We start from the raw sequence: 13,282 nt of genomic DNA, 5'->3' as shown, positions 1-13,282 counted from the left end.
TCAGTCCGCCTTGAGGGCCTTCAGTCCGCCTTGAGGGCCGTGAGGATGTTCAGCCGGGCCGCCCGGCGGGCGGGCCAGAGTCCGGCGACCACTCCGACGAGCGCGGCGCCCGCGAGCGCCACGGCGATCCGGCCCCAGGGGATGACCATCTCGTACCCCTGGATGCTGTCGGAGGCGAGCTTGCCCGCGGCCCAGCCGAGGAAGATCCCCGCGCCGATGCCCAGCAGGGCCCCGAACAGCGAGATGAGCACGGACTCCAGACGGATCATCCGCTTCGTCTGCTCGGGCTGGAGCCCCACCGCGCGCAGCATCCCGATCTCACGGGTGCGCTCGAACACGGACATCGCGAGGGTGTTGACGACTCCCAGGACCGCGATCACCACCGCCATGGCCAGCAGCCCGTAGAGGACGTTGAGGAGCAGTGTGATGGCCTCGCCACCGGCCGCCTCGGCCAGGTCGTCGGTGTTCCGCACCTGGATGACGGGGTTCTGGTCGAGCGTGCGCTGGAGGGAACGCCGTGCCGCGTCGCCGTCACCGGCCTTGGTGCGCACGAGGATTGAGGCGTCCTCGATCTCCTTGAGATGGGGCTGCAGCGTGGCCAGCGGCATCATGGTGGACGGAAGGTATTCGTCGTCGTGGTACACGCCGCCGATCTCCAGTGAGCCCCGGCTGCCGTCGTCGTAGACCACCGGAACCCGCTGTCCCGTGGTCCATCCGTAGATGTCGGCGATGGAGGTGTCGATCAGCAGGCTCTTGCCTCCGCCCGAGCCCAGGGCCGCGAACGAGCCCGAGACAAAGCTCGGGTCGACGAGGTCGCCGATGGTCCGGGGGTCCACACCGGTCAGGGTCACCTCGTCGCCGCCGATCCGCACGGCGCCCTGGCGCCGCGGGCTGGAGGAGGTCACGGCCGAGGACTTCGCCAGGGTGTCGTGGACCGACGCGGGCAGGTGGCCGCTGTTCTTCGACGAGATCTCGAAGTCGGCCGTGACGGAGCTCTCGGCCCGCTCGTGCAGCGATGTCGTGGCGGACACCGCGACCACCGTGAGGCCGGTGACCAGGGACAGCCCGATCATCAGAGCCGAGGCCGTGGAGGCGGTGCGCCGGGGGTTGCGCCGGGCGTTGCGCGGGGCCAGCGTGCCCGGGACGCCGAAGCGGCGCAGCAGGGGTCCGGCCAGGTCGACGGCCGGGCCGGAGAGCGCCGGTGTCACCACGATGATGCCGATGAGCAGCAGGGCGGCCGGAAGGAGCACGATGGTCCTGCCCTGCTCGCCACTGGACGCCGTGTACACCACGCCGAGCACACCGATCGCGATCAGGGCGACGCCGATCGCGTTGCGCCTGCGGAGGCTGCGGACCGGCGGGGGTATGTGGATCGCGGACATGGCGGCCACGGGAGGCACGGCGGCGGCTCGGCGGGCGGGCACATAGGCGGCGAGCATGGTGACGACGACGCCCACCAGGAACGAGATCAGCACGGTGCTGGGCGAGACGACCAACGGCCCGTCCGGGAGACCGGATCCGCTGGACGCGAACAGCTGCCGGATGCCCATGGCCACGCCGATGCCGAGGAGGAACCCCGCGGCACCCGCGCACAGCCCCAGCAGGCCGGCCTCGATGAGGACGGAGCGGGTCACCTGGCGGCGCTCGGCGCCGACGGCCCGCATCAGGGCCATCTCCCGCGAACGCTGGGAGACGAGCATGGTGAAGGTGTTGCCGATGACGAAGATGCCGACGAACAGGGCGATGGCCGCGAAGACGAGCAGCACCTGGCTGAGCCCCTTCGTCCCCTCGGCGGCCTCGGTCCGCTGCCGCTCGCGCAACTGCGCCCCGGTGCTGATGTCGGAGTCCCCGGGCAGCAGATGGCGCGCTTCGGCCGCGAGCTTCGCCTCGGAGGTGCCGCGGTCGGCCTCGAGGGTGATCCCGTCGTACCGGCCGGGCTTCAGGAGCAGCTTCTGCGCGGTGGCGTCGTCGAAGAGCGCCAGGGTACCGCCGGAGCCGTGGGTGTCGTCGGTGCGGACGATGCCTACGAGCTTCTTGTGCAGCACCGGTCCGTCGACGGCCAGCCGGACGGTGTCGCCGACCCGGTAGCCGCCCTGGTCGGCGGTGGCGGTGTCCAGCACCACCTCGTCGGGCCCGGCGGGGGCGCGCCCGGCGGTCAGCGGATGGCGGGTGTCCTTGCCGTCGGCCTGGGGGAAGTAGTTGCCCCCCGCGGTCACATGGTCCTCGCCGAGGGGGTGGCCGTCCTTCGCGGCCACGGCGGCGAACCCCTCGACGGAGCCGGTGACGGACGCCACGCCGGGCAGCCGTCGCAGGCGTCGCAGTGTGTCCTCCTCCACCGTCCCGGGCTCGCCGGCCTTCTCGTCGTAGGGCGGTGTGGCCTGGACCGAGACATCGCGCAGGGTGGTGAGGAAGCGCTCCTTGTAGGCGTTGCCGACGGTGTCGGTGAAGACGAGGGTGCCCACGACGAACGCCACGCCGAGCAGAACGGCGAGCATGGTCATCAGCAATCGGGCTTTGTGCGCGAGGACATTGCGCAGGGCGGTACGGAACACGGGGCGGCCTTCCGGGAGGGTGCCGGGTGTGAGGTGCTCGGGGAGCGGGGCGGGCGTCGGGCGTACGTGGCGCGGGCGTCGGGCGTCGGGCGTACGGGCAGACGCACGCGTCAGGCGTGCGCGGTCGTCAGGCGTACGCGGTCGTCAGTCGTAAGCGGTCGTCAGGCGTGCGCCGGGGTCAGGCGGCCCATCCGCTCCAGGACGGCCTCGGCCGTCGGCGCGTGGAGTTCGTCCACGACGCGGCCGTCGGCGAGGAAGACCACGCGGTCCGCGTAGGAGGCGGCGACGGGGTCATGGGTGACCATGACGACGGTCTGGCCCAGCGCGCTCGCGGAACCGCGCAGGAACTCGAGGATCTCGGCACCGCTGCGGGAGTCGAGGTTGCCGGTGGGCTCGTCGGCGAAGACGATGTCGGGCCGCCCGGCCAGCGCGCGGGCGACGGCGACACGCTGCTGCTGGCCGCCGGAGAGCTGGGCGGGCCGGTGGCCGAGCCGGTCGGCCAGGCCGACGGTCTGGATGATGCTCTCCAGCCAGGCCCGCTCCGGTTTGCGGCCCGCGATGTCCATGGGGAGGGTGATGTTCTCCAGGGCACTCAGGGTGGGCAGCAGGTTGAACGCCTGGAAGACGAAGCCGATGCGGTCGCGGCGCAGCCGGGTGAGCTGACGGTTGTTCAGGGAGGCGATCTCCGTGTCACCGAGGCGGACCGAGCCGAAGGACAGCGAGTCGAGACCGGCCATGCAGTGCATCAGGGTGGACTTCCCCGACCCGGACGGACCCATGATCGCGGTGAACCGCCCCTTGCCGAAGCCGACCGTGACCGCGTCGAGGGCCACCACACGGGTGTCCCCCGTGCCGTACACCTTCGTCAGATCGGTGGCGTGGGCCGCGTAGGACTCCGGGGCGGAAGGGGGCTGGTGTGCGTGCATGCCGATCCTCGGTGAGCGCTCGGTGGACGGCCCTCGTGGCGGAGGGCGTCGCCGCTGATGGCGACGCCCATAAGCCTCCCGTCGGCCACCCCCGGGCGGATCCCCCGACCATCCGGAGCCGCATCCCCCGATCGGGGGAGATCGCCGTGGGACCGCTGTTCGGCACGCCCGTGGGGCCACTGATCGGCACGCTCCATGCGAGCCGCCGGACCGCTACTCCGCACGCCCCGTGCGGAAGGCCCAGGTCGCGATCTCGACCCTGTTGCGCAGGCCCAGCTTCGCCTGGACCGAGCTCAGATGCGTCTTGACCGTGCTGGGCGCGATGTACAGCTCGGCGGCGATCTCCGGGTTGGTCAGTCCGCGGGCGATGCCCTGGATGACCTCTTCCTCACGGTCGGTCAGCGGTTCGGCCGGCTCATGTGCGGCGCGTCGCCGGCTTTTGGTGAAGTGCTGGAGCAGCCGGAGGGTGATCTGCGGGGCGACCATCGCGTCCCCGCGGACGGCCGCCCGCACGGCCTCGGTCAGCAGCGCCGGACCGGCGTCCTTCAGAAGGAAACCGGACGCTCCGTTCGACAGCGCCGTGTACACATATTCATCGAGGTCGAAGGTGGTGACCACGACCACCTTCGGGGCTCCGGGCCGACCGCCGCCGGCCAGCCGGCGGGTGACCTCCAGACCGTCGGGCGGGGGCATCCGGATGTCCACGAGGCACACGTCCGGCTGGGTCTCGCGGGCCAGGGACAGGGCCGAGGCCCCGTCGGCGGCCTCGGCCACCACCTCCATGCCGGGCTCGGCCGACAGCACCATGCGGAACCCGGCCCGCACCAGATGCTGATCGTCCGCGACCAGGATGCGTATGGTCATGCCGTCCTGCCCTCCCGTAGCCGCAGCCCGGTTCGTACGGCGTGTCGCCCGCGGGTCCGCGGGGTGCGCGCGGCCTCGTCGGGGCGCAGCGGTACGGAGGCGCGGACCCGCCATCCGCCTTCAACGCGGTGGCCCGCCTCGAAGGCGCCGCCGAGCAGCTCGATCCGCTCCCGCATGCCCATGATGCCGAAGCCGCCGCCGAGCCGGCCGAGGCTGCCGCGGTGTCCGGACGGGGAGCCGTGTCCGTCGTCCTCCACGACCAGTTCGGCGTGGTGTGCCGCCACCCGGGCGGACACATCCACCGACCGCGCTCCGCGCGCATAGCGCTGGGCGTTGGTCAGGGCCTCCTGGAGGACGCGGCTCAGCCCGCCGGTGACCTCTGCCGGTACGTCCTCCGGCAGATCCCGCCCGAGGTCCAGCCGGACCGGCAGCCCCGTCCCCCGTGCCTCCTCGACGATGCGGGTCAGGACCTCGCCCAGGTTCTCCGGATGCCGCGGGGTCTCGTCACCGCGCATCGAGCCCACCAGGCGCCGCATCGATGTCAGGGCCTCGCCGCCCGCCTGCTCGACGGCCTCGAGCATCTCGTTCAGCGCCCGCGGGTCGGGGGTGCCCCGCCCGGTGACATGGCGCACGGCCTGCAGCTGCACCACGATCGCGGTCACCTGGTGGGCCACGGTGTCATGCAGGTCCCGGGCCAGCGCGAGCCGTTCCTCCTGCCGCACCAGCTGTCCGGTGCGCTCCTGCTGGGCGTCGTAGAGTCGCAGCACCAGCCCGCAGACGAAGGCCAGCGCCAGCATGAGCAGCAGATTCTCGGCGGTGTCGCCGGCATCCGAATCCCTCAACACCGGTACGGAGCACACGCTGACGCTGAGCACCGACACGGCCACCAAGGTCAGCCGGGGCGTGCAGCGGCGCACCGCCACGGCGAGGAGGACCAGCTGGCCCATGAGTTCGCCGCTGCTGGTCTCGCTGGTCACCATGTTCACCGGCAGCAGGTGGTAGGCCACCGTGGCCGCGAAGGTGCCGACACAGGTCACCAGCGCGGCCCGCGGAACCCATCGGGGATCGCGTACGACGGCCAGTACGGCCATCGCCCCGGCCAGGCCCCCGGAACAGACCGGCACCCAGTCCCCGGTGAACGCCTCGGTGTCGAGGGTCGGGTCGAAGACGATCCGTTCCTCGATGTCTTGATAGACGGAGAAGAGGAACAACAGCGCGAGCGCGGAGCGCGCGGCCCACACCGGCCAACGTCGATAACCGGCGCGCCGGCCGGGGGACACAGCTATTCGCACCCGCGCCACCCTACGCACCTACGGCGGCGATTGCCGCCCGTCTCCGGCGCCGGGGTCGGTGGGCATGGGCGCCGGCCGTGCGTCGCGCAGCCGCTCCGGTGTCCAGTACGAGGGGTCCGGCGGATCCGCGCGATGGCTCCGTGGGGTGTCCGGGGCGGGGGGATCGCCGGTGTCGTCGCCCCGGGCGGTGACGGCCAGGACCGCGACGATGCCGGTTCCCACGACCGCCGCGGTGAGGAGGACTGCGGTGAGCGGGCGCATGACGTTTTCTCCCGATGGTGGGGCGCTGCGGATGCCGGAGGCCGGGACCCCCTGAGTGCGGGGACCCCGGCCGACTGCCGTGTGGGTGGTGCTCAGCCGTTGGCGGTGTTGTCGTAGATCGTCTGGATCTTGTTGTCGAAGTAGGGGCTGTCGATGTAGGCGGGCGGATCGGTCCGGGTGCTGGTGACGCCGATCTCGTTCCCCAGGCCCGTGGTCTCGTTGTAGTCCCGCAGCCAGGGGCCACCGCTCGCGCCCTCGACCATGGTGCACCCGTTCTGCACCCGGGAGCCGTCCTGCCACGTGGGGATGTTCTGGCATACGTAGGGCAGCTCGCCGTCGTAGCCGAAGGCGGCCGGATAGCCCCAGACGGTCACGGTGTTGGAGTACCCGTAGTTGTAGCCGAGTCCCATGCCGCCGACGGTGTTGACCAGCTTGCCGGCGCCGTTGTCCCAGACGTTGACCACGCCGATGTCGTAGTTCAGGTCGCTGTTGTTGATCCAGCCGTTGAACGTGGTCAGCGTCTTGGCGGACCAGGTTCCGTACGGCCGCGAGCCGTTGTAGTACGCGGGCACGAACACCCAGTTGGTGGCCCAGGTGCCACCGGCGCCACCGTGGACGCAGTGCCCCGCGGTGAACACCATGTTCTTCGTGGGATTGTTGACCGCCGCGGCGGAGCAGGCGTAGTCGCCGCCGTTGGTCGGGTTGTGGAAGAAGACCTTGCCCTGCACGATCGAGGTGGCGATCCGCACCCCGCGGGCCTTCTTCGATGTGGCCTTCTGCGGTTTCGCGAGCTGAGCGGGTTCGGCCGCCGCGTCGATGGCCGCCTTCCGCGACGACTTGGCGTCGGCGGGCGTGTCGGCCTCGACGGCTCTGCGCATACGCTGCGGGGTCCAATATTTCTCGGCGGACTCCACGGATGAGCGGGACGCGGCACTCTTGTGCGTGGACACCGCGGTGTCCGCGCTGCGTGTGACGGTGCTGTGCGAATCAGCGGACGCGGCCGCCGGAATCGTCAGGGCGAACGCGAAAACCACTCCGCTCGCCGCTAAAACGACCTTGCGTATCTGCACCAGTCCCCCCAATTTTTGATCGGGACAGGGAGCGGATGCCCCCGGTGAAATCCCGGGCGCACCGTATCGCGTGATGAAGTGCGCACGCCAAGATCCCGCAGGTAGTCAGAACGGTATCCGGCCAGGTATGACGCCCCCGGCCCGGTGCGGAAAATCGCCTCGCGCCGCTGGACTGCCCTTTTCGGTAAAAGCGGAATGGGTCATGTGCCGCAGTGAACGAGGAATTCCGACGCGTCAACGCGCGTCAACGGCCGCCCTCTCCCGCGCGGCGACGGCCACCCGATCCCCCACAGTGTCCGGAACCCGCAATAGCATTTCTCGCGGCGAATTCACGGAAGTATTCACGCATTCACGGCAGCCCCGTACTACGCGATGGGCCCGTACGCCGCAGCGGATGCTGTTAGCCTCCCGGCATCCCCGTAGGCCCGCCGCTCCGAGGAAGACCATTGGTGACGCACCTCCAGGACGACCAGGACGCCCAGGACAGCCAGGACACACCGGCCCCGCAGCACGCGCCGGACGCGCCTGACACGCCTGACACGCCGCCCCCGGGCTGCCCCGCCCACGCCGCGCGGCTGTACGGGCCGGACTTCCGGCGCCGGCCGGAGGAGACCTACCAGCGGATACGGCAGGACAGCGGACCGGTCGCCCCGGTCCTCCTCGAAGGCGACATCGACGCCTGGTTCGTCCTCGGCTACCGCGAGACCCGTCAGGTGCTGTCCGACACCGAGACGTTCGGCCGGGACCCGCGCCGCTGGAACGGCTGGGACGGCGTGCCGCCGGACTGGCCGCTGATGCCGTGGGTGGCGTACAGCCCGATGATGACCTTCACGGAGGGCGAGGAGCACCAGCGGCGCGCGACGGCGGCCGGCGAGGCCCTCGCCACGATCGACCCCTTCGTGCTGCGCGGCCACTGCGAGCGGTTCGCCGATCAGCTGATCGACAAGTTCGCCGCGAGCGGCAGGGCGGATCTGGTGTACGACTACATCTACTCGGTGCCCACCCTCGCCACGGCCGAGCTGTTCGGCCTGTCCGAGGACGAGGCCGGGCTGGAGGCCCTGGCGGCGGGGCTGACCATGTCGTTCATCTCCAACGAGGAGGCCATCGCCGGTCAGCGGCGGGTCGCCGCGTATGTGACGGAGCTGGTGCGGGCCAAGCGCGAGGCACCGGGCCCCGACCTCACCTCGCGGTTCATCCTGAACACGCCGGACCTCACCGAGGAGCAGCACACCGCGGACGTCATGGTGCTGATGGCGGCGGCACTGCCGCTGACCTCGTACTGGATCGGCAACACCCTGCGGCTGATGCTCACCGACGAGCGCTTCGCCATGACCCTCTCGGGCAACCGCCGCAGCATCGGCGAGGCCATGAACGAGGTGCTGTGGGCGGATTCCCCGTTGCAGAACCTCATCGGGCGGTACGCCACCCGCGACACCGACCTCGGCGGCCGGCGCATCCACGCCGGCGACCTCGTCGTCCTCGGGCTGGCCGCCGCCAACGCCGATCCGCTGCTGTGGCCCGACACCCCCGTCGGCCACGCCGGGAACCACTCCCATGTCGCGTTCAGCGGCGGCGACTACGGCTGTCCGGCGGGCGGTCCGGAGACGGCCAGGATCATCGCGGAGACGGCGATCGAGGTGCTGCTGGACCGGGTTCCGGACCTGACACTGGCGGTCGCACCCGACGAGCTGAGATGGGTGGACTCGTTCTGGTACCGCTGCCTGGAGTCGCTTCCCGTCACGTTCAGTCCCGCCCCGGTCACCGCGGGCTAGGGGCGTCCGCGGGCCTTGGCGCCTGCGGTGGGCTGCTCCCCTGCCCGCCCCTTCCCACAACTGGGGCTCCACCCCAGACCCCGTGACCCAGGGGCGAAGCCCCTGCCACGCGGCGGAGCACATATCGATACTCCACCACGCTGATCATCCGCTCGCCCCCGAGGCCGCGCGGGTCGGCGCCGGTCTTCAGGAGGTCCGGCCCGAGTAGCCCGGCGTCCGCCTGGGGAGATCCGGCGTCCCCCCGGGGGAGAAGGGGACGCCGGGGCCCTGGGGGTCCGGCGGTGTCAGTTGCCGGGGGGCTGCTGGAGCATGGCGAGGGTCAGGACATTGCCGCCGATGCCCCAGCCGCCGTCGGTGACCTCCTCGACCAGGACCAGGGTGGTGGCGCGGGCGCGCTCACCGTAGATCTCGACGTACAGCTCGGTGGCACGGGTGACGATCTCCTCCTTCTGCTTCTCGTCGAGGGATCCGGCAGGGACCTTGAAGTTCGCGAAGGGCATGGTCGTTCTCTTTCCTACGTGGGATTTCGGTGTGTTCGAGGTGCGGTTCGGGTGTGATTACAGTGAGCTGCCCGTGGTGAGCAGATCGTCCAGCCCGGCCCGGCGGAAGAACTCGGCGCGGACGCGGTCGGCGACCGCGGAGACGACTTCGCTGCCGTCGCGGCTGGGGTCTATGTGGGTGCGCAGCGGCCGGGCGCCGGCCGGGAGGGCCACCAGGCGTACGACGGCGTCGGCGACGTGCGCGGCGTCCGCGTCCGGCGGAATCAGCGCGGCCAGCCGCTGGTCGAGTCCGGCCAGCAGAGTGCCGTAGCGCTGGTCGTAGGCGGCGGCGCGGTCGGGATCGGCGGGCGCGCCCGCGTGGCGGAAGTGGTTGGTGCCCGAGGTGAAGGCGCCGGGGACGACGATCGCGGTGTCGATGCCGAAGCGGACCACTTCGGCGGCGTAGCTGACGGCCAGGGCGTCCATGGCGGCCTTCGCGGCGAAGTAGGGCCCGATGAAGGGCGGGCAGCCGCCGCGGGTGCTGGAGCTGCCGATCCACACCAGCAGCCCCGCCCCCTGGGCCCGCAGATGCGGCAGCGCGGCGCGGTTGACGCGCTGGGTGCCCAGGACGTTGACGTCGTACAGCTGGGCCAGTTGCTCGGGGGTGAAGGCCTCCGCCGGGCCGGTGGCCATGTGTCCGGCGTTGTGGACGATCACATCCAGCCGGTTCCCATCGGCCAGGATGCGGGCGATGGCGGCGTCGGCGGAGTCCTGCGAGGTGACGTCGAGCTCCACGGCGCGCAGGTCGGCGTCGTGGTCGGTGGCGTAGCGGGTCAGCTCGGCCACCGCGGCGGCGTTGCGGGTGTCCGGCTGCCGGATCCCGGCGTAGACCGTGTGGCCGGCGCGGGCCAGGGCGCGTGCGGTCAGCGCCCCGAAGCCGCTGGAGGCGCCGGTGACCAGGATGGTCGTGGGTGTGTCGGAGGGCATGGGGTCCTTACGGGCGAGAGGAGGGCGAGAGAAGGGGGAAGCGGTGGTGCGGCGGCGGTCAGATGATGCCGCCGTTGGCGCGGACGCGCTGACCGTTGACCCAGTGGCCGGCCGGGGAGGCGAGGAAGGCCACGACCTCGGCGATGTCGGCGGGGGTGCCCAGGCGCTCCAGCGGGGGCTGGGCCGCCATCCGGGCGATGGTCTCCTCGTCCTTGCCGTCGAGGAACAGGTCGGTGGCGGTGGGGCCGGGGGCCACGGTGTTGACGGTGACGTCGCGGCCGCGCAGCTCGCGCGCCAGGATCATGGTGAGCGCCTCGACCGCTCCCTTGCTGGCGCTGTAGGCGCCGTAGGCGGGGAGGGCCAGGCCCACGATGGACGTGGAGAAGGTGATGAGCGCCCCGCCGCCGCGGATCCTGCGGGCGGCCTGCTGGGCGACGACGAAGGTGCCGCGGATGTTGGTGCGGTGCAGCGTGTCCAGCTCGGCGAGGTCCAGCTCGGCGATGGGGGCCAGATACATCCGGCCGGCCGCGTGGACGACGACGTCGACACCGCCGAACTCGGACTCCGCGGTGTCGAAGAGCGCGGCCACCTGCTGTTCCTCGGCGACGTCGGCCCGGACGGCGACGGCCCGGCCACCGGCGGCGGTGATGTCCTTGGCGGCGGCCTCGGCCGGTTCGCGGTGGCCCGCGTAGCCGATCACGACGGCGTATCCGTCGGCGGCCAGCCGCTTCACCGCCTCGTGGCCGATGCCGCGGGAGCCTCCGGTGACGATGGCGACGCGGGGCCGGTCGGTGGGGTGCTGGGACACGGTTTCCTGGGGCGACATGGAGACTCCTGGGGGCATGTGCTGGCGGGCGGATGCCACGGCGTACGGGCCGTGGCCCCCGGGGCGCCGGCGTCGTTCGCCGCCGTGCCCCTTCGGTGTTGCCAGCTTGGGCCGGGATCGCCGGGCCAGCCACGGCTCTCTCCACCCTGGGGTTGTCAGCCCCTGGCTCAGCTCACCGGCGCAAGCGACCATGGAGGGCGTGAACCACTCCGAATTCGCCGCGTTCCTGAAGTCCCGGCGCGACCGCATCCGCCCGGCCGACGTCGGTCTGCCCGCCGGTCCGCGGCGCCGGGTGCCCGGCCTGCGGCGCGAGGAGGTCGCCCAGCTGGCCGGGCTGTCCGCGGACTACTACACCGAGCTGGAGCGCGGTCGCGGCGCCCAGCCCTCCGCCCAGGTGCTGACCGCGCTCGCCCGTGCGCTGCGGCTGAACGGCGACGAGCGCGACCATCTGTTCCACCTCGCCGACCGTCTCGTGCCCCCGGCGACGCACGGCCCGGCCGCACAGGTCCAGCCGGCTCTGCTCGGCCTGCTGGACCGGCTCACCACCACCCCCGCCCAGGTCATCACCGATCTGCACCAGACGCTCGTGCAGAACGAGCTGGCCGCGGCGCTGGTCGGCCGTCCCCCGGCGGTGCGCGGCCCCGCGGCGAGCCTCGTCTACCGCTGGTTCACCGATCCGGACACCCGTGGGATCTACCCGCCCGAGGACCACCCCCACCACTCCCGGGTCTTCGTGGCCGATCTCCAGGCAGTCGCCGCCCGGCGCGGCGGCGACTCCGAGGTACGGCGGATGGTGGCCGCGCTCCGCCGCCGCAGCGAGGAGTTCGCCGCCCTCTGGGACACCCATGACGTGGCCCTCCGGCGGACCGACCACAAGCGCATCGTCCATCCCTCGCTGGGCGTCATCGAGCTGGACTGCCACTCCCTGTTCAGCGAGGACGGCCACCAGCGGCTGCTGTGGTTCAGCGCCCCGCCGGGCACCGAGGGCGCCGCCCAGCTGGAGCTTCTCTCGGTGATCGGCACGCAGGACATGACGGCCAGCGAGAACAGCTCGTCACCTTGATCCCCCGCCCTACGACGATGGGGTGGCAGCTTCGGAGGCCGGGCACGGCTCCCTGATCGCGCCAACGTGGTGACGTTCGGGGTGCGGAGCGAGCGAGCGGCCCGTCATTGGGAACCCCTGTCGCAGTACGAGCGGGCTCTGCCCGGTGCCGGGGCACGGCACCGGCGGTGGGCCCGCCGGTCTCCGACTCACCCAAGGACCCCGTATGAATGGACCAGCCCCGCTTCTGACCCTCAACAACGGCGTGCGGATGCCCGCCCTCGGGCTCGGTGTCTACCAGAGCCCGCCCGACGAGACCGTCCCCGCGGTGACGACCGCGATCGAGGCCGGCTACCGCCTGATCGACACCGCGGCCGCCTACGGCAACGAGAAGGAGGTCGGTGAGGGCATCGCCCGCTCGGGCATCGGCCGCGAGGACATCTTCGTCATCACCAAGCTGTGGCTGACCGACTACGGCTACGACTCCACCCTCCGGGCCTTCGACACCAGCCTCACCAAACTGGGCCTGGACCACCTCGACCTGTATCTGCTGCACTGGCCGGTCCCGTCCGCGTACGACACCACGGTGGCCTCGTACAAGGCGGCCGAGAAGCTGCTGGCCGACGGCCGGGTGCGGGCCATCGGCGTGTGCAACCACACCCCCGAACACCTGACCGACCTCATGGCGCGCACCGAGGTCGTGCCCGCCGTGAACCAGGTCGAGCTGCACCCGAACTTCAGCCAGCCCGAACTGCGCGCGTTCGACGTCCGCCACAGCATCCTCACCCAGTCCTGGTCGCCCATCGGCGGGGTGAACCGCTACGCGGGCGCGGACAAGGTCAGGGATCCGCTCCAGGAGCCCACCATCACCGGCCTCGCCGAGAAGTACGGCAAGAGCCCGGCCCAGATCATCCTGCGCTGGCAGGTCGAACACGAACTGTGCGCGATCCCCAAGTCCGTCAAACCCCACCGCATCGCGGAGAACATCGGGATCTTCGACTTCTCCCTGACCCCCCACGAGGTGGCCGCCGTCGACGCGCTCGACACCGGGGCGCGCGGCGGCCCCGACCCCGACCGGGTCGAGCTCGACACATTCTCCTGAGACACCGGCGCGGGGGGGGGGCCGCCCGCCCCCCCCCCCCCCGCGCCCCGCGCGCCCCGACTATAAAAACCACAGAGAGGAATTGTGAGGCTGTGTTTGTGTGAGATCG

12 protein-coding genes are annotated in these 13,282 nt (G+C 71.5%); 3 read left to right on the top strand and 9 right to left on the bottom strand.

Features of this window, described 5'->3' with window-relative positions:
* Window positions 1-20: 20 nt before the first annotated feature.
* The 6 genes from ACFXB5_RS29215 to ACFXB5_RS29190 form a co-directional block, all read right to left on the bottom strand.
* Window positions 21-2,552, bottom strand: coding sequence for an ABC transporter permease (locus tag ACFXB5_RS29215; RefSeq protein ID WP_385213082.1), 2,532 nt, complete (start codon window positions 2,550-2,552; stop codon window positions 21-23).
* A 161-nt stretch (window positions 2,553-2,713) separates the two neighbouring features.
* Window positions 2,714-3,478 carry an ABC transporter ATP-binding protein gene (locus ACFXB5_RS29210; protein WP_385213078.1) on the bottom strand — a complete coding sequence of 255 codons (765 nt, stop codon included), beginning with the start codon at window positions 3,476-3,478 and terminating at the stop codon, window positions 2,714-2,716.
* A 213-nt stretch (window positions 3,479-3,691) separates the two neighbouring features.
* A complete protein-coding gene (locus ACFXB5_RS29205) occupies window positions 3,692-4,342 on the bottom strand; it encodes a response regulator (RefSeq protein WP_385213076.1) in 651 nt (216 codons plus the stop codon).
* Window positions 4,339-5,634: a sensor histidine kinase gene (locus ACFXB5_RS29200; RefSeq protein ID WP_385213073.1), complete on the bottom strand. Its 1,296-nt coding sequence runs from the start codon at window positions 5,632-5,634 to the stop codon at window positions 4,339-4,341. Before ACFXB5_RS29200 ends, ACFXB5_RS29205 begins: the two co-directional genes overlap by 4 nt.
* Window positions 5,635-5,652: 18 nt before the next feature.
* Window positions 5,653-5,895: a hypothetical protein gene (locus ACFXB5_RS29195; protein WP_385213071.1), complete on the bottom strand. Its 243-nt coding sequence runs from the start codon at window positions 5,893-5,895 to the stop codon at window positions 5,653-5,655.
* Between the two features lie 92 nt (window positions 5,896-5,987).
* Window positions 5,988-6,773: a trypsin-like serine peptidase gene (locus tag ACFXB5_RS29190; protein ID WP_385213068.1), complete on the bottom strand. Its 786-nt coding sequence runs from the start codon at window positions 6,771-6,773 to the stop codon at window positions 5,988-5,990.
* 641 nt (window positions 6,774-7,414) lie between these two features.
* Between ACFXB5_RS29190 and ACFXB5_RS29185 the strand changes: the two genes are divergently transcribed.
* Entirely contained in the window at window positions 7,415-8,737 is a 1,323-nt protein-coding gene (locus ACFXB5_RS29185; RefSeq protein ID WP_385213065.1) for a cytochrome P450, read from the top strand.
* A 284-nt stretch (window positions 8,738-9,021) separates the two neighbouring features.
* On the opposite strand, the gene ACFXB5_RS29180 is transcribed toward ACFXB5_RS29185, so the two are convergent.
* Genes ACFXB5_RS29180 through ACFXB5_RS29170 form a run of 3 tightly spaced genes read right to left on the bottom strand, consistent with a single transcriptional unit; the run spans window position 9,022 to window position 11,029 of the window.
* On the bottom strand, window positions 9,022-9,237 hold the full coding sequence (locus ACFXB5_RS29180; protein WP_020873857.1) for a tautomerase family protein: 216 nt from the start codon (window positions 9,235-9,237) through the stop codon (window positions 9,022-9,024).
* A 57-nt stretch (window positions 9,238-9,294) separates the two neighbouring features.
* Window positions 9,295-10,203 carry an SDR family NAD(P)-dependent oxidoreductase gene (locus tag ACFXB5_RS29175; protein WP_385213061.1) on the bottom strand — a complete coding sequence of 303 codons (909 nt, stop codon included), beginning with the start codon at window positions 10,201-10,203 and terminating at the stop codon, window positions 9,295-9,297.
* Between the two features lie 58 nt (window positions 10,204-10,261).
* Window positions 10,262-11,029, bottom strand: coding sequence for an SDR family oxidoreductase (locus tag ACFXB5_RS29170; RefSeq protein ID WP_385213059.1), 768 nt, complete (start codon window positions 11,027-11,029; stop codon window positions 10,262-10,264).
* A gap of 199 nt (window positions 11,030-11,228) precedes the next feature.
* On the opposite strand from ACFXB5_RS29170, the gene ACFXB5_RS29165 reads away from it, so the two are divergent.
* Together ACFXB5_RS29165 and ACFXB5_RS29160 are read left to right on the top strand one after the other, a co-directional pair.
* Window positions 11,229-12,092 (top strand): helix-turn-helix transcriptional regulator, encoded by an 864-nt coding sequence (locus ACFXB5_RS29165; RefSeq protein ID WP_385213056.1) that lies wholly within the window; start codon window positions 11,229-11,231, stop codon window positions 12,090-12,092.
* Between the two features lie 205 nt (window positions 12,093-12,297).
* Window positions 12,298-13,173: an aldo/keto reductase gene (locus ACFXB5_RS29160; RefSeq protein ID WP_385213053.1), complete on the top strand. Its 876-nt coding sequence runs from the start codon at window positions 12,298-12,300 to the stop codon at window positions 13,171-13,173.
* The last annotated feature ends 109 nt before the right edge of the window (window positions 13,174-13,282 follow it).

It is taken from the genome of Streptomyces sp. NPDC059455 (genome assembly GCF_042750115.1).
Taxonomy (GTDB): domain Bacteria; phylum Actinomycetota; class Actinomycetes; order Streptomycetales; family Streptomycetaceae; genus Streptomyces; species Streptomyces endocoffeicus.
Note: the sequence above shows the minus strand (reverse complement) of the source record. Positions and strands in the feature narration are given on the sequence as shown.

Coding starts and splice junctions, on each gene's coding strand:
- ACFXB5_RS29210 (WP_385213078.1), bottom strand. CDS start 3,478: ATGCACGCACACCAGCCCCCTTCCGCCCCGGAGTCCTACGCGGCCCAC.
- ACFXB5_RS29205 (WP_385213076.1), bottom strand. CDS start 4,342: ATGACCATACGCATCCTGGTCGCGGACGATCAGCATCTGGTGCGGGCC.
- ACFXB5_RS29195 (WP_385213071.1), bottom strand. CDS start 5,895: ATGCGCCCGCTCACCGCAGTCCTCCTCACCGCGGCGGTCGTGGGAACC.
- ACFXB5_RS29190 (WP_385213068.1), bottom strand. CDS start 6,773: ATGCGCAGAGCCGTCGAGGCCGACACGCCCGCCGACGCCAAGTCGTCG.
- ACFXB5_RS29180 (WP_020873857.1), bottom strand. CDS start 9,237: ATGCCCTTCGCGAACTTCAAGGTCCCTGCCGGATCCCTCGACGAGAAG.
- ACFXB5_RS29175 (WP_385213061.1), bottom strand. CDS start 10,203: ATGCCCTCCGACACACCCACGACCATCCTGGTCACCGGCGCCTCCAGC.
- ACFXB5_RS29170 (WP_385213059.1), bottom strand. CDS start 11,029: ATGTCGCCCCAGGAAACCGTGTCCCAGCACCCCACCGACCGGCCCCGC.
- ACFXB5_RS29160 (WP_385213053.1), top strand. CDS start 12,298: ATGAATGGACCAGCCCCGCTTCTGACCCTCAACAACGGCGTGCGGATG.